This is a genomic window from Pseudomonas cichorii (assembly GCF_003700275.1).
GTDB classification, from domain to species: Bacteria; Pseudomonadota; Gammaproteobacteria; order Pseudomonadales; family Pseudomonadaceae; genus Aquipseudomonas; species Aquipseudomonas cichorii_B.
Map to the genome: position 1 here is coordinate 62,965 of NZ_RBRE01000013.1, position 24,373 is coordinate 87,337.

The window sequence follows — 24,373 nt, forward strand, 5'->3', positions numbered from 1 at the left end:
CTGACGATTAGTTGTTGTTGCGCAACTCGTAGTTCAAGCCCAGGCCTATCGATTTCGCGAAAGGAATCAACTGGTTGAAGTACAGGTTGACACCGTCCACCTTGTTTCCGACCGAGGATTTGGGGACGAACACTACATCGCCGCGTTGCAGCAGGACCGGCGCGCGCGGGCCGCCAGCGTCTGCCCAGAGAAACTTGCTGTAGTCGAAGAAGTAGGTCTTGTAGAAACCGTTGTCTTCCAGACGCAACAGCGCTACCTGGCCGGCATCGGCATCGAGGGCGACTCCGCCGGCCCCGACCAGCGCCTGTTCCAGGTTGGTGGCCACATTCACCGGCAGCGTCACCGAGTTGCGCACCGCTCCGCCGACGAACACCGTATTGCCCGGCGACTGGGAAATATTGATGGTCAGGGCCGTCTCGCGGTAGACATCCTTGAGTTTGCTTTCCAGCAGGTCGTTGAGTTGCTGCAGGGTCAGGCCGGCCGCCTTGACCGTACCGATGTAGGGATAGGAAAAGGTCCCGTCATTGAGCACTTGAAACAGCGTCAGCTCGTAGATGGAGTTGGCGGTGAAGGCCGAGATGGACGGCGCTTCCCCGGTATTGCGCACGATACGCAAGGTATCTCCGGGGCGAATCCGTTCCGGTGGCAAGGGTTTGCCCGCCAGAGCCCTGCCGGCAGCCTTGCCTGCATCTATCTGGGCCTGGTCATCGGGCAAGCCCACCCTGGCGGGGGTATTGCAAGCGCTTAGCAGCAATACGCTGATTAACAGCAGAATGCTTTTCATCGGTCCTGAACTCCTGTCATGCACGAATAAGGCTCCCTTTACGGGTAAAGAAATCATGTTGGCCGGTACTGCCTGTCCAGTGCGTGTTGGCTCAGTTCCTCGTCATCGTTGATGTCCGTGTCATGTTGACCCTGATGTTCTTCATGCCTTGGCTACCTGCTCCGGAGCCCGGCCATAAATGTCAGTGAAGCGCACGATGTCGTCTTCTCCCAGATACTCGCCGCTTTGCACTTCGATCATTACCAGGTCGATGACGCCCGGATTGACCAGTCGATGCGTGTGTCCCGGTTTGATGAAGGTCGACTCGTTGGTATCGAGCATGAATTCGCGCTCGCCGTTGGTGACCCGCGCCATGCCGCTGACCACGATCCAGTGCTCGCTGCGATGGTGGTGCATCTGTAGTGACAGCGATCCCTGCGGACGCACCACGATGCGCTTGATCTTGAAGCGCTTGCCTTCCTCAAGCACCGTGTAGGTGCCCCATGGACGGGTAACCGTGCGGTGCAGGCGATAGGCATCATGACCCTGGCGCTTGAGCTCCTGGGCGATGATCTTCACGTCCTGGCTGCGCGCGCCGTCGGCGATCAGCAGGGCGTCCGGGGTATCGATGATGACCAGATTGTCCAGGCCCACGGCGCCCACCAGACGTTTCGGGGAGTCGATGTAGCAGTTGGTCACGTCATGCAATACGGTCTGGCCGTTGCACTGGTTGCCCTTTGCATCTGCCGGGGTGAGTTCGCGTACCGCCTGCCACGAGCCGATATCGCTCCAGCCCAGTTGGCAAGGCACTACGGCGACTTTCTGCGAGCGTTCCATCAGCGCGTAATCGATGGAGATATCCGGGACCTGGGCGAACAGATCGCTGTCCAGTTCCAGTTGCAGCTCATGGTTACCTTCCTTGCTGATGCTCTTTTCAAGGCAGGCCCTGGTTGCCTTCAACACGTCCGGGGCGTGGGTTTCCAGTTCGCGCAGCAGGGCGTCGATGCGCATGCAGAACATCCCGGCGTTCCACAAGTGCAAGCCGCCGTCCACATAACCCTGAGCCGTGGCGGCATCGGGTTTCTCGATGAAGCGGGCGACCTGATAGCCCTCGGTATTGAGTGACTGGCCCTTTTCGATATAGCCGAAGCCGGTTTCCGGTTTGGTCGGCAGAATCCCGAAGGTCACCAGCCAGCCCTGATCGGCCAGTTCCTGGGCGACACCGACCGCCCTGGAGAAGGCGGCCACATCGGTGATCAGGTGATCGGCAGGCAGCACCAGCAGCTTGGCGTTATCGCCGTACAGGCGCGATACATGCAGGGCAGCCGCCGCGATGGCTGGCGCGGTGTTGCGGCCAAAGGGTTCCAGAAGGAAATCCAGTGGCACCTTGCTCTTGTTGAGCTGGCGATAGTCGTCAGCGGTACGGAAATACACTTCACGGTTGGTGACCGTCAGCAGCCGTTCGACTTCCGGCAGGCCGGTGGCGCGCTTGAAGGTTTTTTGCAGCAGGCTTTCGCCATCGGGAAGACGCATGAAAGGCTTGGGCATGGCTTCGCGAGAGACTGGCCAGAGTCGGGTGCCGGAGCCGCCGGCGATGATGCAGGGGATGAGGTTGCTCATCAATAAGCCTCACGAGTGAAGAGCACTGCCGGAACAGTGCGCATAAGAATGTAAAGGTCGAACCAGACGGACCAGTTTTCTATGTACTCAAGATCGAATTCGACGCGCTTTTCGATTTTTTCCACGGTGTCTGTTTCACCACGATAGCCTTTGATCTGGGCCAGGCCGGTGATTCCCGGCTTGACCCTGTGGCGTGACGTGTACTCCTTCACCGCTTGCTCGAAGAGAATGCCGGCCGCTTTGGTTGCCGTTGCGTGGGGCCGAGGTCCCACCATTGACATACTGCCCGCCACCACATTGAACAACTGTGGCAGCTCATCCAGGCTGGTCTTGCGTATGAAGCGCCCGACCCGCGTGACCCTGGCGTCACCTCGGGTGGTCTGTTGCTCGGCGGTTGCATCGGCCTGATGCTGATGCATCGAACGAAACTTGAAGACCTCGATCAACCGGTTGTTGTAACCATAGCGTTTCTGCCGGAACAGCACCGGGCCCGGCGAATCGAGTTTGATCGCCAGGGCAATCAGCAGCATGATCGGCGACAGCGCCAGCACTGCGAGTGTCGACAGCACAATATCCTCGGCGCGCTTGAAGAACGGCGACCAGCCATTGAGCGGTACATCCGAGGCATTGAACATCGGCAGCTTGGCGACTTCGGTGATGCGGTTGTGGGTGTGCCTGAAGGCGATCATGTCCGGCACCAGCAAGACGTTCACCGGCAGCCTGCGCAGTTCGCGAATGATGTAGTCCATGCGGTTTTCGGCGGTCCAGGGCAGGGCGACCAGTACCTGGGTCACTTTCTCTTCGCGGATCAGCCGCTCCAGGTCGCTGGTGTTGCCCAGTAACGGCAGGTTGGCGACGGTCTTGGGCATGCGGCCGATGCGGTCATCGATAAAGCCGGTCACGCCGGAGCGGATATCCTGATGTTCCAGCAGGTATTCGGCCAGGCGCAGACCGTTTTCCGTGGCGCCGAGAATCACCGCGTTCTGCAGAAAGATGCCTTTGCGCATCTGATGCTTGAAGAACACCAGCATCAGCAGGCGCACGATGCAGAATAGGGTCAGGCTGCTGAGGTACCAGAAAATCAGTTGTTCGTTGGACAGGTGCTCGAAAAAGCCCATGGTCTGATGCATGAACAGCAACACGCCGAAAGCGGCAGACCAGGCGAAGATGATCACGCGCAAGCGCAAGGCGTTACTGAACAGTGCTTCGGAATACACCCCCAGGGCCTGGAAGATCAACACGCTGACCACGCTGAAAAACAGCGGCATCACCACGTAGTCCTGCGGGTTCTGCAAGGCACCGTCGTGCTGGAAGGCAAGGATCAAAAGCCCCGGCAGGATGCAGGAAATTCCATGTATCAGGCGGATGCCTAACAGAAAGTACTCGACCAGACTGGTGCGGGTAAGCGAAAGACTGTCGACTGGTTGCAACCGCATAAAGCTCCCTCACTGCATGACACTCATGGTCGAGTGCCGGTCCATGATCTGTCGGTCGTAATATCCTAGAGTCAAAAAAATATCTTTTCTATTTATTTCTTTTGAAAAAAGCCATTTATTTGTCGTTTTTGGGCTTTTTCAGGATTTGCTGAATTGCTGCCTATCTTTTTGAATCATCCAAAGCCTTTGATCGTGTAAGTCTTTTCGCTGATTTAAGAAGGAGAGCACCCTCGAATGGAGGTTTCTTGACAGTAAAGCTCATGAAACAAAAAAAGTTTCTTTCAAGTGATTTTATTTTGGCTTCATGTGGCGTGGCAGATGCGTTGCAGAGGTTTTGCCCCAGTATTTTCAGGTAGCACCTCGCCAGCAGGCGTATGAAAAAAATTATTCGCAGGTGGTGGGCTTTTTCTCGTATGGCGGGGGTCACATCCTCGTACTACATGGAAAGTATGTTCGTACATTCATCGATTATGGGGAGGCGTCATGACAAAGCGCAGAGCGATTCTGATTCTGCACGGCAAGCAGTCGCTGAATGAGGATGTACGCAGTGCCGTGCTGGAAAAACGCACGCAAGGCTGGGAACTGGATGTGCGTCTGACCTGGGAAGGCGGCGACGCGCAGCGTCTGGTCGCCGAGGCGCTGGACGCCGGGCATACGCACATCATCGCAGGCGGCGGGGACGGGACGGTCCGCGATATTGCCGAAGCCCTGGCACAGGCCGGGACGCAGAGCAGCATGGTCATCCTGCCGCTGGGCACCGCCAATGATTTCGCCCGGGCTGCCGGTGTGCCGCTGGAGGTGCCGGATGCGCTGGACCTGCTGGATGTAGAGCCGCGTGCGGTCGATCTCGGCGAGGTGGACGGCAAGCTGTTCCTGAACATGGCGACCGGCGGCTTTGGCAGCCAGGTGACGGCCAATACTTCCGAAGACCTGAAGAAGGTTCTGGGTGGTGCAGCCTATCTGTTTACCGGGCTGTCGCGGTTCAGCGAGCTGCATGCCGCGCACGGGGAACTGGTCGGTCCGGATTTTCACTGGCGTGGCAATCTGCTCGCCCTGGGTATCGGCAACGGTCGCCAGGCTGGAGGCGGGCACGTGCTGTGTCCGGAGGCTATGGTCGATGATGGCCTGCTCGACATCAGCATTCTTCCAGCGCCCCAGGAAGTGGTCGGAACCCTAAAGCGCCTGCTCGAAGGTGGGCTGGGGATCGACAACATGTTCGTTCGCGCACGCCTGCCGTGGGTTGAGCTGAAGTCAGCCCAGGGGCTGGACATCAATCTGGACGGTGAACCCTTGTCGGGCGAAAACCTGCGCTTCGTGGCTCGTCCCGCAGCCTTGCAGGTTCATCTGCCGAAGAATTCACCGGTGCTTGGAGCGCAGCAGGCACTCAATCGTCCAGGCTGATGATCCGTTCGCGGACACTGAACAGCACCAGTCCGGCGACATCGTAGATCTGCAGGCGCTTCATGATCTGCGAGCGATGGCTTTCCACGGTCTTGATGCTCAGGCCCAGGCCGTTGGCAATTTCCCGGGTGGATTTGCCGCGCACGACCAGGCGCAGGATTTCCAGCTGGCGAGCGGTGAGGTTGTATTTGTCCAGCGCCTCGGGCCGGTTGGTTTTCGGACCGCGCAACGCCCGGTTGATCACGGTGTGGGCAATGGCCGGGCTCAGGTAACGCTCATCGTTGCGCAGGGCTTCGAGGGCCTGTTCCAGTTCCCTGGCGGTCGCGTCCTTGAGCAGATAGCCATGGGCGCCCATTTCCAGGGCTCCCATGATCGTATCGGGGTCGGTGTGCATCGAGATGATCAGCACCTTGCTGTGCGGCTGCACCATCAGCAGTTGCTCAAGCGCGTCGAGGCCATTGGTGTCCTTCATGGTGATGTCCAGAAGGATGATGTCCGGTTGCAGTTCCAGCGCCAGACTCACCAGTTGGCTGCCATCGCAGGCTTCGCCAATGACGGCATAGCCGGGAATGTCTGAAACCAGGGCGCGCACGCCGGCCCTGATCAGTGAGTGGTCATCGATCAATAAGAGATTGCAGGTCATTGAGAGTTCTTGTGTGCGTTGGCCCGTTCGTGTGTGCGAGGAGCCCAGGGAAACAATATGTCGATCTGTGTGCCGTTGCCCGGCGCGCTGTGCAGGTTCCAGGAGCCCTTGAGCAAGGCGACCCGTTCGGCCATGCCGGCTATGCCGCGCTGGCCTTCATGCGCCGGGTTGGCAGCGGGCTCGAAGCCGATACCGTCGTCGGTAATGAACAGTGACAGTCCTTCGGGCAGGCGTTGCAGGCGCACCAGCAGGTTTTTCGCATGGGCGTGGCGCAGCATGTTGGTCACCGCTTCCTGGGTGATGCGAAAGGCAGCCACTGCCATTTCCTCGGGAATACCAGCCAGCCGCTGGTGACACTCCAGGCTCCAGCGCACCTGGCTGTCGGTCAGGGCGTTCAGCAGATGGGCACGCAGGCTGGCTTCCAGTCCCAGGCTCGACAGCTGGCGGGGATTGAGGATGCCTGACAGGTCGCGGACCTTGTCCAGGGTTTCTTCAAGGATGTCGTTCAATTGCGTGCCGTGCGATTGCAGTTCCGTCGGCAGGCGGCGTTGCAGCCAGTCGCACTGGATCCTTGCTGCGGTGAGCATCTGGCCGATGTCGTCATGCAATTCCCGGCTCAGCCGATGGCGCTCGCTTTCCTGGACTTCCAGCATCCGTTGCGCCAGTTCCTGGGGCTGGAGTTGTATCAGCTGACGGGTACGCAACTGGGCGAGCCAGACACTTACGAAGGTGATCAGGTTGAGGGCCAGCAGGGCAAGGGGCAGGGTGTCGGAGCTGACGAACAGGCCAATGTTGCCAAGGATCGCGCCAGTGCACAGCACGTTCGTGAGCCATTGGGCATTTTTCGTGTCGAGGGATCGAAACCCCGGGAGCTTCCTGCTGGCATGCATAACGAATGGCGCCACTTGATGGTCAGTGCGGATAGCCTGGCTTTATCGAGGCCAGGGCGATCTCAGGCAGTTGTATGGCAGCTCTTCAATCCGCAAGTCTGTCCATGTCCTGCTTGAGATCTTATCTCAATGCACAGGCGATTTAATGGTTAACCGGCTTTCCTGTAAACAGGAAATTGCAGGGCGATGTCGCCGGGGGCAGGAGCCGATAGAGTGTCTTGATATTTTTGGGGGTATATCTTTTCGAGTGTATCGACCGGGTTCAGGGTGGGCGTTATGTGTGGCTGGCGTCCCCGGATGACCCGGAGTGACTGGCAATATCGCCAAGTTTTGCCAATAGCTCCTGTTGCTCTTCATTGTCCAGGAGCATTTCGCCGGTCTGCGGGTCGATCAGCTCCAGTTGCCAGGACATCAGGGCCAGACAGCTTTTCAGCGTGTGCAGGACTTCCTGCGAAAACCCGCCGCTCTGGCGGGCCTGGGTGATCGACAGTCGTAGTTGCCGGGAAAAATCGGCCAGGCTTTCTACCGAAGCGCTGCGGGCCTCATGGTTCAGCTTGAGCAGATGGTTCAGCAGGGCCTCAATGGCGTCGTCATCGTCGACGATCATTTCCAGATGCGACAGGCATTCCTCCGACTTGTAGAGGAGGGTCAGCGAATCCCTGAGGAACTGATCATGCTTTTCCTGCCACTCATTGCTGTTCAACATCCTCTGTCTCCACGCAGTGTAAGTCGCGAATGTGTTTCGCCCGCAGCGAATGGACGACAGTTAATGTTGATTTCAAATGAAAGTATGTAGGTGCTTTCTGAATGTTGCTGAGCGTTGGCTTTTCGATGATGGACAGATGAGGCTTTGCAAGCCGCCAATCCGTTATCGGACCGCAATGGATGCTCCAGTTTTGCCGTGGCACTACGCCAGAGAGGCGCAGTTTTGAGCCTCAGCGGGCTGGCCGATTGCACGGACCGGTAAGCGAACAAAAGCCTGACTCCATTCATATATATGAGAATGGCGTCACAATAGTGGCTATTGAGGGTTGAGAATATCAGGTCGGCCCTGATAGGGGCTCAGGGGATCCCCTAGGCTCGAAAGTGTCGAGCCTGTTTTTGTGTGAGGGCCAAACAGGAGTTTTCTGTCATATTTGACCACGGGCTGTGCGACATCAGTAAAGCATGATGGTAATGTGACATCAATGCTTGGACATTGTATTTATGGCTATTAAGGTCCGGCTTGTTGCAGCCGATACAGGTACTGCAGACTCATCGTGATCAACGCTTCAGGAGCTATAGATAAATGGCAGGCATTCTCGACACAGTAGATCAACGCACACAGCTGGTGGGCGAGAATCGCCTGGAAATCCTCATGTTTCGCCTTGCCGGTCGTCAGTTGTTCGCGATCAACGTCTTCAAGGTCCAGGAAGTGCTCCAGTTACCCAAGCTGACCCTGATGCCGCAACGACACGCATTTGTCTGCGGTGTAGTCAACCTGCGCGGCCAGACGTTGCCGGTAATTGACCTGTCTCAGGCGATCGGCATGCGTCCGCTGGTGCCGGGTCCTGGCAGCACCATCATCGTCACCGAATACAACCGCTCCGTGCAGGCGTTCCTGGTCGGTGGCGTGGACCGTATCGTCAACATGAACTGGGACGCGATCATGCCGCCGCCGACGAGTGCCGGTCGTCAGCACTATCTGACGGCCATCAGCAAGGTCGACGATCAACTGGTCGAAATCATCGACGTGGAAAAAGTCCTCGCCGAGATCGTGCCTTACAACGCCAAGGTGTCCCGCGAGAAGCTCGAAGACCCGGTTCTGGATCACGCGCGTGGTCGCGAAATCCTCCTGGTCGACGACTCCAAGGTGGCGCTGGCCCAGTTGCGTGACACCCTGTCCCAGCTGGGGCTCAAGTTGCATGTGGCCAGCGATGGTCTCAAGGCTCTGAACATGCTCAAAGGCTGGGCGGATGCCGGTGAGAATGTCGAAGAGAAGTTGCTGATGGTCTTTACCGATGCCGAGATGCCCGAGATGGACGGCTATCGTCTGACCACGGAAATCCGCAACGACCCGCGTCTGCGCAGCCTGTACATCGTGTTGCATACCTCGCTGTCCGGTAGCTTCAACGAGTCGATGGTCAAGAAGGTCGGTTGTGACAACTTCCTCTCCAAGTTCCAGCCCGACAAACTGGTCGAAGTGGTGCGTCAGCGCCTGATCATGGTCAATGGCGGCTGAAACATTTGCGGGTTTGCAGGTGCCCTGCCGAGGCTGGCTCGTATAAGCTGCGACTTTCATGTCGCAGTTTTTCGAGCCCCCAAGGATCAGGTCCATGCTACGTCTCGCTTCTCTTTACCGCTTCCCCCTCAAATCCTGCAAACCCGAAGTGCTGCAACGTGCATCCTTCGATGAGTTGGGGCTGGCAGGTGATCGACGCTGGATGCTGGTAGATGCAGGCACCGGCCGTTTCTTTACCCAGCGCGCCTTGCCGCATATGTCCCAGCTGTCCGTCTTGTGGAATGCGGCCGGTGGCGTGACGCTTTCCGCTCCCGGTTTCCAGCCTCTGGATGTGGCGGTGCCTGCCGGTGTCGAAGCCGCTCTGCGGGGCGTGACGGTCTGGCGCGATACCTTGCAGGTGCCGGATGCGGGAGAAGAGGCGGCTGCCTGGGTCAGCGAGTTCATCGGCAAGCCGACACGCATGGTGTATGTGTCGGCAGATCGTGCCCGCTCATTGCCCGCTGGCTACGGCACGGGCAATGACAAGGTGGCGTTTGCCGATGGTTTTCCACTGCTGCTGATAGGCCAGGGATCGCTCGACGATCTGTCTGCCAGGGTAGGGCGGCCGCTGGAAATGTTGCGCTTCAGGCCGAATCTGGTGATCGAAGGCGCCGAGGCCTTTGCCGAGGACAGCTGGAAGCGTATCCGCATCGGCACGATGGAGTTTCGCCTGCTCAAGCCGTGTTCCCGTTGCATCCTGACCACCATTGATCCGGCTACCGGCCTGCGCAACGAAGACCGTGAACCCCTGACCACGCTGAAAACCTATCGCGAAGTCGAAGGTGACGTGTTGTTTGGCCAGAACATGGTCAATGACGGACCGGGCGAGCTGGAAGTGGGCATGCCGGTCGAAGTGCTGGAATAATCGTTTGGCGGGATACCCGCAGAAGGCCGCGCAAGGCTGCCTTCTGTGGGGTCAATCCTTACAGATCGTCGAAGAAGCGTTCGTGCCAGTCCACCAGTGGCTGGGGTGAGTTGAGCTTCTGGCCGTAGATCACCGAATAAGACAACACGTTCTGCACGTACTGGCGTGTTTCGTCGAAGGGAATGCTCTCTACCCAGACGTCGAATGCCAGATGGTTTGCACCCTTGAGCCATTGCCGGACACGGCCCGGTCCGGCGTTGTAGGCTGCCGAGGCGAGCACCCGGTTGCCATTGAACTGGCCGTGCACCTGACTGAGGTACGCAGCGCCGAGCTGGATATTCTTGTCCGGATCGAACACCTGCTGCGGCGAGGCCAGCGGAATGCTGAACTTGCGGGCAGTTTCCTTGGCGGTGGCCGGCATCAACTGCATCAGGCCGCTGGCGCCCACGCCTGAGCGGGCGTCATCCATGAACGCACTTTCCTGGCGGGTAATGGCAAACACCCAGCTTGAATGCAGGCCGCGTACCTTGGCTTCGCGAACCAGTGTGTCGCGGTAGGCCATCGGGAAGCGAATATCCAGGTCATCCCAGTACTGCGCCTGACTGATGGTGCGGATCGCCGGGAAATACCATTTCATGTCATAGGCCAGTCTCGCCTGGGCGACCATTTCATCGCGGCTGAACTGACGGCTGACGTGATACCACTCGCGACGACCGTCGACGATCTCGCCACGATCATGGAATTCCAGGGCGCGGCGTATGCCGGGCGTATTGCGTACCTTGTTGACCAGCGCCGGGCTGAGTACCAGAGGCTTGTTATTGAGCTGGTAAGGGTTCTGGGTACGGTCGGCCGCGAGGAAACCGTAGAAGTCACGCTCCTTGGCCACGTCTTTGTACAGCGCGGGAATCAGCGGGCTGTTCGGCTGGGCGAGTTCCAGTGCACGGGCTTCCCAGTAGCGCCAGCGGTTGGTGGTAGCCAGGTCCTGCGGCAAGCGGCGGGCAAGCTCGTAGGCATCTTCCCAGCGCCCGAGACGCAACAGCAGGCGCATGCGCCATTCGGTCACGGTATTGTCGCGCAGCTCGGGGTCATACTTGGTCATGACCTCCAGGGCGCGGTCATCGTAGCGGCGCGCCAGGGTCAGGCCGATTTCCTTGGCAATCTCGACCTGCTCTTCACGCGAGAAGTGCATGGTTGCCGCATAACTGTCGAGCATCGCCATGGCTTTTTGCGGATCCTGGCGGGCCAGACGGCGCAGGCCGAGCCCGACCACGTCGGACATGGCCTCATCCACGGGCGCGAACTGCGCCGGGTTATTGAGCATTTCCGGTTTCTGGGCCACGGCCAGCAGCAACTTGCCCTGTGGTGCGAGGGAGTTGAGGCTGTTGACCAGGCTGGTCGCCAGAGGGTAGTTGCGTGCCTGGGCAGCCAGCTTGGCGCGCTGCCAGCGTTTCTGTTCGGTCAACTGGCCGGCGGCGGCCCACTGGCCAAACAAGGCATCGCAGGCGGCTGGCTGAGTCTTGCCGGTCATCCACAGTTTTTCTGCGTTGGCATAGCCTTCGGCGCGCTGGTTGTTGTTCAACTGGTATTGGCCATACAGGCAATCCAGTTCGACAAAATTCATCTTGGGGCTGTAGTACTTGACGAAGGGCTGCCAGTCGCCGCGTTCGGCCAGCCAGCGCAACCAGCGCAGTTTCATCCAGTTGGCCTGTGGCAGGTCGTCATGCTCGGCCAGGAATCTCTCGATTTCCTGATTGCTGGCGGTCTTCAGGCGCGCGGTCAGTTCGTCGTATTCGAGATAGGGCTCCAGCGGATAGCTGGCCAGCGCCGACTTGTACATCTGATAAGGACCTGAATCGCCCTTGGCCAGTGCCCGTTTTGCTTCGTCGTAGAATTTGCGTTGTTGGCTGAGGTCGGCCGCGTGAACATTCTGGGCCGCGGTGGCAGAGAGTAGCAGGCAGGATAAAAAGCTGAACAAGCGACTGCGCATGAGACTTCCGAGCAGATGAGTCGTGAAAAGTGTCGCTAGCTTAGCCTTTTGCCAGTCCCGGGTGAAAGCATTGCCGAAGACGGTAACCGATATGAATGAAACCGGATGTTATAAGGCGTGGCGCTCTGTCGGTGCCGGGCGCCATGAATACCGACATCCATCGGTTATCTCAGGTAGAATACGCGCCCGGTTTTTGGAGAAGATCATGACCCTGCTCAAATTCAGCGATGTGTCCCTTGCTTTCGGCGCAATGCCGTTGTTGAACAAGGTGTCCTGGCAGATCGCCCGTGGTGAGCGGGTGTGCATCATCGGCCGTAACGGCACAGGCAAATCCAGCATGTTGAAGCTGGTCAAGGGCGTACAGAAGCCCGATGACGGTGCGGTCTGGCGTGCGCCCGGCCTCAAGATCGGTGAGTTGCCCCAGGAATTGCCGGTGGCCGACGAGCGGACAGTCTTCGATGTCGTCGCCGAAGGTCTGGATGGCGTAGGCGCCTTGCTCGCCGAATACCACCACCTGGCCCAGAACTGCGTGACCGAGGAAGACCTCAACAAGCTCATGCATGTCCAGCAGGACCTCGAAGCCCGTGATGGCTGGCGTCTGCAGCAACTGGTCGACAGCACCCTGAGCCGCCTGCAACTGCCGGCCGACAAGACCCTGGCCGAGTTGTCCGGTGGCTGGCGTCGCCGCGTGCTGCTGGCCCAGGCGCTGGTTTCCGAACCTGATCTGCTGCTGCTCGACGAGCCGACCAACCACCTGGATATCGGCGCAATCGCCTGGCTGGAAGAAGCCCTCAAGGATTTCCAGGGCGCTGTGTTGTTCATTACCCACGACCGGGCATTCCTGCAAAACCTGGCGACCCGTATTCTGGAGCTCGACCGTGGCGGCCTGATCGACTGGAATGGCGACTACGCCAGCTTCCTGGTCCACAAGGAAGCTGCGCTGGCAGCCGAAGAAACCGCCAACGCCCTGTTCGACAAGCGTCTGGCTCAGGAAGAAGTATGGATTCGCCAGGGCATCAAGGCCCGGCGTACCCGTAACGAAGGTCGGGTTCGTGCCCTCAAGGCGCTGCGTGTTGAGCGCAGCGAACGTCGCGAGCGCACCGGCAAGGCCAATATCCAGCTCGACACCGCCGAGAAGTCCGGCAAGCAGGTCATGGTCCTCGACGGCGTGAGTTTTGCGCATCCGGGCGGCCCGACCCTGATCAAGGATTTCTCCATGGTCCTGCAGCGCGAAGACCGCATCGGTCTGCTGGGCGCCAATGGTACCGGCAAGACCACGCTGCTCAAGCTGATGCTGGACAACCTGCAGCCGACCGAAGGCAAGGTTGAAGTCGGGACCCGTCTGGATGTCGCTTACTTCGACCAGCTCCGTCACCAGCTCGATCTGGAAAAGACCGTGATCGACAACGTGGCCGAAGGGCGTGACTTCATCGACATCGATGGCCAGAGTCGGCATGTACTGAGCTATCTGGGCGACTTCCTGTTCAGCCCGCAGCGTGCGCGTACGCCGGTCAAGGCATTGTCCGGTGGCGAGCGTGCCCGCCTGTTGCTGGCCAAGCTGTTCAGCAAGCCCGCCAACCTGCTGGTGCTCGACGAACCGACCAACGACCTGGACGTGGAAACCCTGGAACTGCTCGAAGAGGTGCTGTTGACCTTCAAGGGCACCGTGCTGATGGTCAGCCACGACCGGGCATTCCTGGATAACGTGGTAACCAGCACCCTGGTCTTCGAGGGCGAAGGCAAGGTTCGCGAGTATGTCGGCGGCTATCAGGACTGGTTGCGTCAGGGCGGTTCGCCGCGTCTGCTGGGTGTGGCTGATACCAAGTCGGGCAAGGCCGAGCTGAACAGCGCGGTGGTGCAGGCTGCACCGGTTGCTGCTCAGGAAATGCCGGTGGCGAAGAAGAAGCTCAGCTACAAGGATCAGCGTGAGCTGGAAGCCTTGCCGGCGCAGATCGATGAGGTGGAAGGGCTGATTGCGGCGCTGACTGCCGAGATGGCCGAGCCGGGTTTCTACCAGCGTTCATCCGAGCAGACCACTGCGGTGCTGGCTCAGGTGGAAAGCCTGCAGGGGCAGCTCGATGCATTGCTGGAGCGCTGGGCCGAGCTTGACGAGTAATACCGGCCAGCAGGAGCGAATTCATTCGCGAGATGTATTGAAAAGCCCGGAACGATGTCCGGGCTTTTCGCTTTATTCAGGCTTTTTGAGGCGTACAGCCAGTACGTCGCAAGGGGCGCCATGCAGGACGTCATTGGCGGTTGAACCCAGCAGCAGGGCCAGGCCGTGGCGGCCATGGCTGCCGACGACGATCAGGTCGCACTTCTGGTTCTTGGCCAACTGGTGGATTTCCTGGCGAGGCTGGCCATAGACCAGATGGCTTTCGCCGGCCTTGATCTCCGGGTACTTTTCCTTGAGTTTTTCCAGCTTTTCCTTGGCCTGGTCGAATTGCTGCTGTTGCAATTGGGACAGGTCCATCGGTACGTCGCCGCCAAAGGCCATGGCCATGGGCTCGACGATATGCACCATCGACAGGGTTGCGTCGCTGGCTTGCGCCAGTTCCCGGGCACGGCGGATGACCGGGTCGCACTCATCGGTGAGGTCAATGGCAACCAGAACGTGTTGATACGACATGAGGAGGTCCTCCGAGAGGATTGCGATAATAGTGAGTATGGCTTTTTCGCGCGCTTCTGGGCAGACCCTTTTGCAAGCCATTGTTTTTGTGATTATTTTCAGCTTCCGAAAGTCGCTGGGCGATTATCGGGCGCTATAACGGGCTGGCAGGGTTTGAATCCGGCGCTCAAGGGCGCTTTTCGTCCTGCGGTTCTGTCGGGTGATCTCCTTTTATCGGCTCGCTTGCACAGCCATTTCAATGCCGGATGTTTCTGGATGCGGCCATTTTTCGTACAGGGCCTGATCGGGCGGGGACAAGAAATATGACGACCTTGGTGGTTCTGTCAATCATTTGTGTAATGTTGAGCCCGCTGGTATGGCTGCGTCCCTCGCGCCAGCAGAGCGGCAGAATGGCCTTGCGCCTGGAGGCGCGGCGTCAGGGCATGGCCATGCAGTTGATGCCTCAGGAGTGGCCGCACTGGCTTGCCAAGGAGCCGCCAAGCCCGTGTGCTCAATATCATCGGCCTCGCTCGGCGGTGCAGATGGCGTCCTGGGCGTATTGGCAGAGCGAGCCGGGTGTATGGCTCAATCGCTGGCGCGAACCCTGTGAGGATGCCGGGTTGCTAAATCATTTCAATACGTTGCCAGCGGATGTATTCAAGGTCGAGGCCGATGCGCAGATGATTGCCTTGTACTGGGGTGAGAAGGAAGAGCCGCAGGTCTTGCAGCGAATCGATGCCGTACTCAGGGCGCTGGCCTGAGAAACATCGATTTACAGGCAATAAAAAGCCCGATAACAGCATCGGGCTGGGGGTTGGCCAGGCAGGCCGATAATTCGTGGCGCTTGCGGTGCAATGCCGGAAGTCGCCGATGGCTTGTGAGCGGTTCACCGAGTGATGAACGGCTGCATGCCGTGTCCCGACTGTAGACCTTGCGCTCCGTTTTGTCGCGTTTTTCTTGTGAATTTTTCCTCTGTGAGTCTCAACGGTGCAAAAAAGGCCGTATAGGCTTTGCTGTGAGCTTTGCATTATCACTTTTTTGAATGGGGCCAAATCAAACATTGGGCCTTGGGTGATGGTCGACCGTGCATTGCGAGCAATCTGCCGTTTTTATTGATGTTTCGTCGAATTGACAATTTTTTGGTTTTGCCTGATGGTGTGCATACCCAAATCAAACGGGCGTATGAATTGATCGTTTGGTCGTCAGACGGCTCTGACAGAACTCTGACTACCGCGTCGGCGGGTGTGCTTGATTTGGCGTGTTCATCGACGGCGACGTCGTAGTCTCGTCGGACGTTAAGGTCCGGCGAGTATTGTTCAGCTTCCCTATTGTGGAGATCAGTTGATGATTTACGAAGGTAAAGCCATCACGGTTAAGGCTCTTGAAAGTGGCATCGTCGAATTGAATTTCGACCTCAAGGGTGAGTCCGTCAACAAGTTCAATCGCCTTACCCTGAGCGAATTGCGTCAGGTTGTGGATGTCCTCAAGGCCGATGCCTCTGTCAAAGGCGTGATTGTCACCAGCGGCAAGGACGTGTTCATTGTTGGCGCCGACATCACCGAATTCGTTGACAACTTCAAGCTGCCGGATGCCGAGCTGATCGCCGGCAATCTGGAAGCCAACAGGATTTTCAGCGATTTTGAAGACCTGGGCGTTCCAACAGTGGTTGCCATCAATGGCATCGCGCTGGGCGGCGGCCTGGAAATGTGTCTGGCGGCCGATTACCGGGTCATTGCCACGACGGCGAAGATCGGTCTGCCCGAAGTGAAACTGGGCATTTACCCGGGCTTTGGCGGCACTGTGCGTCTGCCGCGCATCATCGGTGCCGACAATGCCATCGAGTGGATTGCTTCCGGCAAGGAAAACGCTGCCGAAGACGCGCTCAAGGTGGGCGCTGTCGATGCGGTGGTCGTTCCCGAGAAGCTTCAGGCTGCAGCCCTGGATCTGGTCAAGCGCGCCATCAGCGGCGAGTTCGACTACAAGGCCAAGCGTCAGCCCAAGCTGGACAAGCTCAAGCTCAATGCCATTGAACAGATGATGGCATTTGAAACGGCCAAGGGTTTTGTCGCAGGTCAAGCCGGACCGAATTATCCGGCTCCTGTCGAAGCCATCAAGACCATCCAGAAAGCCGCCAACTTCGGTCGCGACAAGGCGCTGGAGGTCGAGGCTGCCGGTTTCGTGAAGATGGCCAAGACCTCTGCCGCGCAGAGTCTGATCGGCCTGTTCCTGAACGATCAGGAACTGAAAAAGAAATCCAAGGCCTACGATGCACTGGCCAAGGGCGTGAATCAGGCGGCTGTGCTGGGCGCCGGAATCATGGGTGGCGGTATTGCTTATCAATCGGCGGTCAAGGGTACTCCGATCCTGATGAAGGATATCCGCGAGGAAGCCATCCAGCTGGGTCTTGGTGAAGCTTCCAAGCTGCTCGGCGCGCGGGTCGACAAAGGTCGCCTGACGCCTGCCAAGATGGCCGAAGCGCTCAACTCGATTCGTCCGACGCTGTCCTATGGCGATTTCGGCAATGTCGACCTGGTGGTCGAAGCTGTAGTCGAAAACCCCAAGGTCAAGCAGTCCGTACTGGCCGAAGTCGAAGCCCAGGTGGGTGAGAACACCATTCTGGCCTCCAATACCTCGACCATCTCCATCAGCCTGTTGGCCCAGGCCCTCAAGCGCCCGGAAAACTTCGTCGGCATGCACTTCTTCAACCCGGTGCACATGATGCCGCTGGTGGAAGTCATTCGTGGCGAGAAGTCCAGCGAAGAAGCCGTGGCAACGACCGTGGCCTATGCCAAGAAAATGGGCAAGAACCCGATCGTGGTCAACGATTGCCCGGGTTTTCTGGTCAACCGTGTCCTGTTCCCGTACTTCGGTGGTTTCGCCAAGCTGATCAGCGCCGGTGTGGACTTCGTGCGCATCGACAAGGTCATGGAAAAGTTCGGCTGGCCGATGGGGCCTGCGTACCTGATGGACGTGGTCGGCATCGATACCGGGCACCATGGCCGCGACGTAATGGCCGAAGGCTTCCCGGATCGCATGAAGGACGATCGTCGCTCTGCGGTGGATGTGCTGTACGAGGCCAAGCGTCTTGGGCAGAAGAACGGCAAGGGCTTCTATGCCTATGAAACGGACAAGAAGGGCAAGCCGAAGAAGGTCACCGACCCGAGTGTGCTGGACGTTCTCAAACCGATTGTCTACGAACAGCGTGAAGTGACTGACGAAGACATCATCAACTGGATGATGATCCCGTTGTGCATGGAGACTGTGCGCTGCCTGGAAGACGGTATCGTCGAGACGGCCGCCGAAGCCGACATGGGCTTGATCTACGGCATCGGTTTCCCTCCGTTCCGTGGTGGTGCGCTGCGTTACATCGACTCCATCGGCGTCGCCCAATTCGTTGCCCTCGCTGACCAATATGCCGAGCTGGGTGCCTTGTATCAACCGACCGCGAAGCTGCGCGAAATGGCCCGTAACGGCCAGAGCTTCTTCGGTTAAGCGCCTTCTGAGGAATGAACGTATGAGCTTGAATCCAAGAGACGTCGTGATTGTCGACTTCGGTCGCACCCCGATGGGCCGCTCCAAGGGCGGCATGCACCGCAACACCCGTGCCGAAGACATGTCGGCACATCTGATCAGCAAGTTGCTGGAGCGTAACGCCAACATCGATCCGGCCGAGGTCGAGGATGTCATCTGGGGCTGTGTCAACCAGACCCTGGAGCAGGGCTGGAACATTGCGCGCATGGCGTCGTTGCTGACCCAGATCCCGCACACCTCCGCAGCCCAGACCGTCAGCCGCCTGTGCGGTTCGTCGATGAGCGCGCTGCACACGGCGGCCCAGGCAATCATGACCGGTAACGGTGATGTGTTCGTGATCGGCGGTGTCGAGCACATGGGCCACGTAGGGATGATGCATGGCGTCGACCCGAACCCGCACATGTCCCTGTATGCAGCCAAGGCTTCGGGGATGATGGGCCTGACTGCCGAAATGCTCGGCAAGATGCATGGCATCACCCGCGAGCAACAGGATGCCTTCGGCCTGCGCTCCCACCAGCTCGCCCACAAGGCGACGCTGGAGGGCAAGTTCAAGGACGAGATCATCCCGATGCAGGGTTATGACGAAGACGGCTTCCTCAAGGTCTTCGACTACGACGAAACCATTCGCCCCGACACTACCCTGGAAAGCCTGGCCGCGCTCAAGCCTGCCTTCAATCCCAAGGGTGGCACCGTGACGGCAGGTACTTCGTCGCAGATCACCGACGGTGCGTCGTGCATGATCGTCATGTCTGCCCAGCGCGCCAAGGACCTGGGAATCCAGCCACTGGCGGTAATCCGCTCGATGGCCGTGGCGGGCGTTGACCCTGCAATCATGGGTTACGGTCCGGTGCCTGCAACGCAGAAAGCCCTCAAGCGCGCGGGTCTGAGCATCTCCGATATCGACTTCTTCGAGCTCAACGAAGCCTTCGCTGCACAGGCCCTGCCAGTGCTCAAGGATCTGAAAGTGCTCGACAAGATGAACGAGAAGGTTAACCTGCACGGCGGCGCTATTGCTTTGGGTCATCCATTTGGATGTTCCGGAGCGCGTATTTCGGGTACTTTGCTCAATGTCATGAAGCAGAATGGCGGCAACCTGGGTGTCTCAACCATGTGTATTGGTCTGGGGCAGGGGATTGCCACTGTTTTTGAACGCATCTGAGGGTGACGGGTCTGTTGTCGACGACAGACCCTGAAATGATGCGAGCCGGGGCCTGGTCCCCGGCTTTTGTATTTTGGAAAAGAACATTTTTTTACCCATTGTTTCAGTTATGTTTCACGAGGGCAGCAGCATGCAATTACAGCCAGGGCTCTACCGCCACTACAAAGGCCCGGAGTACCGGGTTTTCAGCGTTGCGCGGCATTCCGAGACCGAAGAAGAAGTGGTCTTCTATCAGGCGCTTTACGGTGATTACGGGATGTGGGTACGTCCTTTGAGCATGTTCCTGGAGTCTGTCGAAGTTGACGGCGAGCAAGTGCCGCGCTTTGCTTTGGTTCAGGCCGAGGCAAGTCTCTTTACCCGTCCGTGAGTCGTGATCGCACAACAGCCTGTGCTTGACCTCACCTTGTTGCCACTATATATAGCGTGGCCTTTATAGGCTCCACTCCGTCTTTCATCTAGTTTTCAGGAATTTTCTGATCCATGGGCAAATCGCTGGTCATCGTGGAATCCCCGGCTAAGGCCAAGACCATCAACAAGTATTTGGGCAACCAGTACGTGGTGAAGTCGAGTATCGGCCATATCCGAGACCTGCCCACCAGCGGTTCGGCTAGTGCTGCCAAGGAACCTGCCGCAAAGCGTGGCAAGGCAAGTGCGAGTGAAGCTCCCGCACTGAGTCCCAAGGAGAAGGCCCGGCGCCAGCTGGTGTCGCGTATGGGCGTCGACCCCGAACAGGGCTGGAAGGCCAAATACGAAATCCTTCCCGGCAAGGAAAAGGTGATCGAAGAGCTGCGCAAGCTGGCCAAGGATGCCGACACCATCTATCTCGCAACGGACTTGGACCGCGAAGGGGAAGCCATTGCCTGGCACCTGCGCGAAGCCATCGGTGGCGATGACAGCCGCTTCAAGCGTGTGGTGTTCAACGAAATCACCAAGAAAGCCATTCAGGAAGCCTTTTCCAAACCGGGCGAGCTGGATATTGCACGGGTCAATGCCCAGCAGGCTCGTCGTTTCCTCGACCGCGTCGTGGGTTACATGGTTTCGCCGCTGCTCTGGCAAAAGGTCGCTCGCGGCCTGTCTGCCGGTCGCGTGCAATCGGTTGCCGTGAAGCTGGTGGTCGAGCGTGAGCGCGAGATTCGTGCCTTCAATCCTGAAGAGTACTGGGAAATTCACGCTGACCTCGGCACCGCCAAGGGCGCCAATGTGCGCTTTGAAGTGGCCCGGGAAAACGGCGAAGCCTTCAAGCCGCTCAACGAAGCCCAGGCCATGGCGGCCCTGGAAAAGCTCAAGGCTTCCAGCTACAGCATCGTCAAGCGTGAAGACAAACCGACCAGCAGCAAGGCATCGGCACCGTTCATCACCTCCACCCTGCAACAGGCTGCCAGTAACCGCCTGGGCTTCGGGGTGAAGAAAACCATGATGATGGCCCAGCGCTTGTATGAAGCGGGCTACATCACTTACATGCGTACCGACTCGACCAACCTGTCGGCCGACGCGGTCAGCATGGCGCGTGACTACATCGAAACCGAGTTCGGCAAGAAGTACCTGCCGGAATCACCGAATGTCTACAGCAGCAAGGAAGGCGCCCAGGAGGCTCACGAAGCGATTCGTCCGTCTGACGTCAATACCGACCCAAGCAAGCTGTCGGGCATGGAGCGTGATGCCGAGCGCCTTTATGAGTTGATCTGGCGCCAGTTCGTGGCCTGCCAGATGCCACCGGCCCAATACCTGTCGACCACCGTCAGCGTTGCTGCCGGCGACTTCGAGCTGCGCGCCAAGGGCCGTATCCTGAAGTTCGACGGTTACACCCGCGTACTGCCGCAGATGTCCAAGCCGGGCGATGACGGTGTACTGCCGGACATGGCGCAGGGTGAAACCCTCAAGCTGGTCACGCTGGATCCGAGCCAGCACTTCACCAAGCCGCCTGCACGCTACTCCGAAGCCAGCCTGGTCAAGGAAATGGAAAAACGCGGCATCGGTCGTCCTTCGACCTACGCGGCGATCATTTCCACCATTCAGGACCGTGGCTACGTGGCGTTGCACAACCGCCGCTTCTACTCGGAAAAGATGGGCGATATCGTGACCGGCCGTCTGTCCGAGAGCTTTTCCAACCTGATGGACTACGGCTTTACCGCCGGAATGGAAGAGAACCTCGATGACGTGGCCCAGGGCGAGCGCGACTGGAAGAACGTTCTGGACGAGTTCTACGGCGATTTCCGCAAGAAACTGGAAGTGGCCGAAGCGCCTGACAGTGGCATGCGCGCCAACCAGCCGGTAATGACCGACATCCCGTGCAAGGTCTGTGGTCGTCCGATGCAGATCCGTACCGCGTCGACGGGCGTGTTCCTGGGCTGTTCGGGTTACAGCCTGCCGCCCAAGGAACGCTGCAAGGCTACGGTCAACCTGACGCCCGGTGACGAGATCGCCGATGATGACGAAGGTGAGTCCGAATCCCGCGTCCTGCGTGGCAAGCATCGTTGCCCGGTCTGCAGTACGGCCATGGATGCCTATCTGCTGGACGAGAAGCACAAGCTGCATATCTGCGGCAATAACCCGGATTGCTCGGGTTACGAGATTGAAGAGGGCACCTACCGGATCAAGGGCTACGAAGGTCCGAGCCTGGAGTGCGACAAGTGCGGCAGTGAAATGCAGCTCAAGACCGGACGTTTCGGCAAGTTCTTCGGCTGTACCAACTCCGAGTGCAAGAACACCCGCAAGCTGCTCAAGAGCGGTGATGCCGCGCCGCCGAAGATGGATCCGGTGAAGATGCCTGAGCTCAAATGCGACAAGGTAGACGACACCTACATCCTGCGCGACGGTGCTTCCGGGCTGTTCCTGGCCGCCAGCCAGTTCCCGAAGAACCGCGAAACCCGCGCACCGTTGGTCATTGAGATCGCCCCGCACAAGGACGAAATCGATCCCAAGTATCATTTCCTCTGCGAAGCGCCGAAAAAAGACCCCGATGGCCGTCCGGCAGTAATTCGTTACAGCCGCAAGACCAAGGAGCAATATGTCCAGACCGAAGTGGAAGGCAAGCCGACCGGCTGGCGTGCCTTCTATGATGGTGGCGCCTGGAAGGTCGAAGACAAGCGCTGATCGAGCGTGCCCGGCGCGAGTCGGGCATTGCGGTCCATGTTGGGCGTAGAGGCTCTTGGCGGGCTTGCCCTGTCGAGAGCCTTGGCGCTTGTGGCCATGCTGTTTTTATCTGACCGTCTATGGAGAATGCCGCCATGGCTCATGAACTCTATACCCGCACCAATCAGAAGATTTTCTTTGCAGGGCTGGCGCTCGAAGCGCTGGGCAAGGCCGAGAAAGGCCAGGCAGTGAATGCTCCGGCGCTTTTGCAGGCCGAGCGTGAAGCCGTATTGTTTCATTTGTATGGCGCGTTGCTGGGCTTGTGTCATGAGATTGCCGGTTTCTACCGTCTGCCTCAGGCCAATGCGCCGCGTGCTGAACTGCTGTTGACCCAGGAAGTGCTGGAGACAGTGGCGATTCCGGAAATGGCCGAGCTGGTCGAATTGGCGCAGCATCGGCAAACCTGGCTGGCGCAGCTTCTGGCCGCCTACAACGCCCTGTTCGAGCCGCCGCGTGCACCCAAAGCGCCGAAGGGTGATGTGACTCAGCCGATGATTGTGGCGGTAAATCTGGATGATGAACCTGCCCATGAGTTGAATCGTGAGGAACTGGAAGGCTGGCGACAACAACTAAAGGGTCTGGCCATTCGTTTTCGTGAAGGCTTGAGCGAGTGCTAAAACCAATGATCTACAGGCTGGCAGGCTGGTACACTGCCCGCCTTTCGCGGAGTATTTGTCCTGATGCCTACCTCTTTTCTTGAAATTGTCGAACTACCTGACGGCCGCATAGAGCTGCGTCGTGCCGATGATGAAGGGGCGCTGGTTACCCTCGATTTCTCGGCTGATGCCAAGTCCTTCATGCAGGGTCAGCACGTCGAGATTGCCAAGGCGATGCTGAGCGTAGGTGTGCAGATGGCGGGTCGTCTGGCTGAAGGCGAGCTGGAGAAGGACAGCGGACCGCGAGTCCTTCACTGACAACGACCGGGCTGTCAGCCCAGTCGGATGTTCAGGCTTTGTGCATCTCCGATGCGTGCCGCGCTGATCAATTGCTGGCGCGCTGCCGTGCCAAGCGGGTTGATCCAGCTGACCACCGTATGACTGCGCCCCAGGCGTAGTGCTTCACGGGTCAGTTCCAGTGCGCTTTGAGTCCCGCGAGGCTGAAGCAGCAGAATACGTTCCCTGTTGAGTCCGGCATCCCTCAGCCATGTCTGGGTAAGGCGCGAAGGCGGGGCAATCAGAGTCAGCCAGCGATCATGAGTGTCTTCGCTCAATTCCCTAAGGATTGGTGCCAGGAGGCTCAGGCAGTTCCCGGCAGCGCCGCGCAATGACAACTCACTGAAAAATTCCGGCTCGTTGTGCCATGGCTTTTCGACTGCATTTGCGAGTATCGGGGCGATAGGCTGGGCCAGAAACGCCTCGAACAGTGGTAATTGTGTGTGCGGTGCTTGATGGAACTGCATAACGTCTCCTTAACGGCGAATGACGCCGACACTCAGGCCTTCGATCACCAGCTCCTGATCCTTGAGGTCGACCTCGATCGGGGCGAACTCGGGATTTTCCGCGATCAGCCAGACCTTGCTGCCTTCACGCTTGAAGCGCTTGACCGTGACTTCGTCGCCGATCCGGGCCACGACGATCTGGCCGTTGCGCGCTTCGCGAGTGGTGTGCACGGCCAGCAGGTCGCCGTCGAGGATGCCGATGTCCTTCATGCTCATGCCGTGTACCCGCAGCAGGTAGTCGGCGCTGGGATGGAAGAAGGTCGGGTTGATGTTGCAGGACTCTTCGATATGCTGTTGGGCCAGGATCGGGGCGCCAGCGGCGACACGACCGATGATCGGCAGGCTGTTTTCGTCGGGCTTGGGCTCGAAGCCGGGGATGCGAATGCCGCGCGACGCCCCCGGGGTCATTTCGATGGCTCCCTTGCGGGCCAGGGCCTTGAGGTGTTCCTCGGCCGCATTGGGGGACTTGAAACCCAGCTCCTGAGCGATCTCCGCACGTGTAGGCGGGTAGCCATTGTCTTCGAGGCAGCGTTTGATGAAGCCCAGAATCTCGGCTTGGCGTGGCGTCAGTTTGATCATGGCGAGCGCTCTGTCTTTTTATACAGTGACTGGGATTATATACAGTGAAGGCGCGTTGGCA

At 58.7% G+C, this 24,373-nt stretch carries 21 protein-coding genes; 11 read left to right on the forward strand and 10 right to left on the reverse strand.

Annotated elements, in window-relative coordinates:
- Nucleotides 1-7 precede the first annotated feature (7 nt).
- The 3 genes from ALQ04_RS02970 to ALQ04_RS02980 form a co-directional block, all read right to left on the reverse strand.
- Nucleotides 8-784 (reverse strand): polysaccharide biosynthesis/export family protein, encoded by a 777-nt coding sequence (locus tag ALQ04_RS02970; RefSeq protein ID WP_122314366.1) that lies wholly within the window; start codon nt 782-784, stop codon nt 8-10.
- 141 nt (nt 785-925) lie between these two features.
- On the reverse strand, nt 926-2,383 hold the full coding sequence (locus tag ALQ04_RS02975; RefSeq protein WP_122314367.1) for a mannose-1-phosphate guanylyltransferase/mannose-6-phosphate isomerase: 1,458 nt from the start codon (nt 2,381-2,383) through the stop codon (nt 926-928).
- On the reverse strand, nt 2,383-3,819 hold the full coding sequence (locus tag ALQ04_RS02980; RefSeq protein ID WP_122314368.1) for an undecaprenyl-phosphate glucose phosphotransferase: 1,437 nt from the start codon (nt 3,817-3,819) through the stop codon (nt 2,383-2,385). Before ALQ04_RS02980 ends, ALQ04_RS02975 begins: the two co-directional genes overlap by 1 nt.
- A 483-nt stretch (nt 3,820-4,302) precedes the next feature.
- Here ALQ04_RS02980 and yegS point away from each other — a divergent pair, with 483 nt between their 5' ends.
- Nucleotides 4,303-5,220 carry a lipid kinase YegS gene (gene yegS / locus ALQ04_RS02985; RefSeq protein ID WP_122314369.1) on the forward strand — a complete coding sequence of 306 codons (918 nt, stop codon included), beginning with the start codon at nt 4,303-4,305 and terminating at the stop codon, nt 5,218-5,220.
- On the opposite strand, the gene ALQ04_RS02990 is transcribed toward yegS, so the two are convergent.
- The 3 genes from ALQ04_RS02990 to ALQ04_RS03000 all read right to left on the reverse strand — a co-directional run bounded on the left by ALQ04_RS02990 (nt 5,204) and on the right by ALQ04_RS03000 (nt 7,459).
- Nucleotides 5,204-5,863: a response regulator transcription factor gene (locus ALQ04_RS02990; protein WP_122314370.1), complete on the reverse strand. Its 660-nt coding sequence runs from the start codon at nt 5,861-5,863 to the stop codon at nt 5,204-5,206. The two genes, yegS and ALQ04_RS02990, sit on opposite strands and share 17 nt — an antisense overlap.
- On the reverse strand, nt 5,860-6,753 hold the full coding sequence (locus ALQ04_RS02995) for a sensor histidine kinase (RefSeq protein ID WP_122314371.1): 894 nt from the start codon (nt 6,751-6,753) through the stop codon (nt 5,860-5,862). Before ALQ04_RS02995 ends, ALQ04_RS02990 begins: the two co-directional genes overlap by 4 nt.
- A 274-nt stretch (nt 6,754-7,027) precedes the next feature.
- Entirely contained in the window at nt 7,028-7,459 is a 432-nt protein-coding gene (locus ALQ04_RS03000; protein WP_122314372.1) for a hypothetical protein, read from the reverse strand.
- Between the two features lie 582 nt (nt 7,460-8,041).
- Between ALQ04_RS03000 and ALQ04_RS03005 the strand changes: the two genes are divergently transcribed.
- A complete protein-coding gene (locus ALQ04_RS03005; RefSeq protein WP_122314373.1) occupies nt 8,042-8,974 on the forward strand; it encodes a chemotaxis protein CheV in 933 nt (310 codons plus the stop codon).
- Nucleotides 8,975-9,068: 94 nt separating this feature from the next.
- Complete coding sequence (locus tag ALQ04_RS03010; RefSeq protein ID WP_122314374.1) at nt 9,069-9,878, forward strand: MOSC domain-containing protein; 810 nt, start codon at nt 9,069-9,071, stop codon at nt 9,876-9,878.
- Nucleotides 9,879-9,936: 58 nt separating this feature from the next.
- On the opposite strand, the gene ALQ04_RS03015 is transcribed toward ALQ04_RS03010, so the two are convergent.
- Nucleotides 9,937-11,865, reverse strand: a complete 1,929-nt coding sequence (locus ALQ04_RS03015; protein ID WP_122314375.1) for a transglycosylase SLT domain-containing protein — start codon at nt 11,863-11,865, stop codon at nt 9,937-9,939.
- A gap of 205 nt (nt 11,866-12,070) precedes the next feature.
- Here ALQ04_RS03015 and ALQ04_RS03020 point away from each other — a divergent pair, with 205 nt between their 5' ends.
- A complete protein-coding gene (locus ALQ04_RS03020) occupies nt 12,071-13,981 on the forward strand; it encodes an ATP-binding cassette domain-containing protein (protein ID WP_122314376.1) in 1,911 nt (636 codons plus the stop codon).
- Between the two features lie 72 nt (nt 13,982-14,053).
- Here the strand turns inward: ALQ04_RS03020 and ALQ04_RS03025 are convergent, their stop codons facing one another.
- Complete coding sequence (locus ALQ04_RS03025; protein ID WP_122314377.1) at nt 14,054-14,494, reverse strand: universal stress protein; 441 nt, start codon at nt 14,492-14,494, stop codon at nt 14,054-14,056.
- 302 nt (nt 14,495-14,796) lie between these two features.
- On the opposite strand from ALQ04_RS03025, the gene ALQ04_RS03030 reads away from it, so the two are divergent.
- The 7 genes from ALQ04_RS03030 (at nt 14,797) to ALQ04_RS03065 (ending at nt 23,209) form a co-directional block, all read left to right on the forward strand.
- Nucleotides 14,797-15,234, forward strand: coding sequence for a hypothetical protein (locus ALQ04_RS03030; RefSeq protein ID WP_122314378.1), 438 nt, complete (start codon nt 14,797-14,799; stop codon nt 15,232-15,234).
- A 583-nt stretch (nt 15,235-15,817) separates the two neighbouring features.
- Nucleotides 15,818-17,965: a fatty acid oxidation complex subunit alpha FadB gene (gene fadB / locus ALQ04_RS03040; RefSeq protein ID WP_122314379.1), complete on the forward strand. Its 2,148-nt coding sequence runs from the start codon at nt 15,818-15,820 to the stop codon at nt 17,963-17,965.
- 22 nt (nt 17,966-17,987) lie between these two features.
- Entirely contained in the window at nt 17,988-19,163 is a 1,176-nt protein-coding gene (gene fadA / locus ALQ04_RS03045) for an acetyl-CoA C-acyltransferase FadA (RefSeq protein ID WP_122314380.1), read from the forward strand.
- A gap of 130 nt (nt 19,164-19,293) precedes the next feature.
- Entirely contained in the window at nt 19,294-19,530 is a 237-nt protein-coding gene (locus tag ALQ04_RS03050; protein WP_183142096.1) for a DUF1653 domain-containing protein, read from the forward strand.
- A gap of 113 nt (nt 19,531-19,643) precedes the next feature.
- On the forward strand, nt 19,644-22,256 hold the full coding sequence (gene topA / locus ALQ04_RS03055; RefSeq protein ID WP_122314382.1) for a type I DNA topoisomerase: 2,613 nt from the start codon (nt 19,644-19,646) through the stop codon (nt 22,254-22,256).
- Between the two features lie 134 nt (nt 22,257-22,390).
- On the forward strand, nt 22,391-22,912 hold the full coding sequence (locus ALQ04_RS03060; protein WP_122314383.1) for a DUF6586 family protein: 522 nt from the start codon (nt 22,391-22,393) through the stop codon (nt 22,910-22,912).
- A gap of 63 nt (nt 22,913-22,975) precedes the next feature.
- On the forward strand, nt 22,976-23,209 hold the full coding sequence (locus ALQ04_RS03065) for a hypothetical protein (RefSeq protein WP_025260738.1): 234 nt from the start codon (nt 22,976-22,978) through the stop codon (nt 23,207-23,209).
- 14 nt (nt 23,210-23,223) lie between these two features.
- On the opposite strand, the gene sulA is transcribed toward ALQ04_RS03065, so the two are convergent.
- Both sulA and lexA read right to left on the reverse strand, forming a co-directional pair.
- Nucleotides 23,224-23,694, reverse strand: coding sequence for an SOS-induced cell division inhibitor SulA (gene sulA, locus ALQ04_RS03070; protein ID WP_122314385.1), 471 nt, complete (start codon nt 23,692-23,694; stop codon nt 23,224-23,226).
- Between the two features lie 9 nt (nt 23,695-23,703).
- The gene (gene lexA / locus ALQ04_RS03075; protein WP_122314386.1) at nt 23,704-24,312 is read right to left on the reverse strand and encodes a transcriptional repressor LexA; all 609 of its coding nucleotides are present in this window, start codon (nt 24,310-24,312) and stop codon (nt 23,704-23,706) included.
- Nucleotides 24,313-24,373 lie beyond the last annotated feature (61 nt).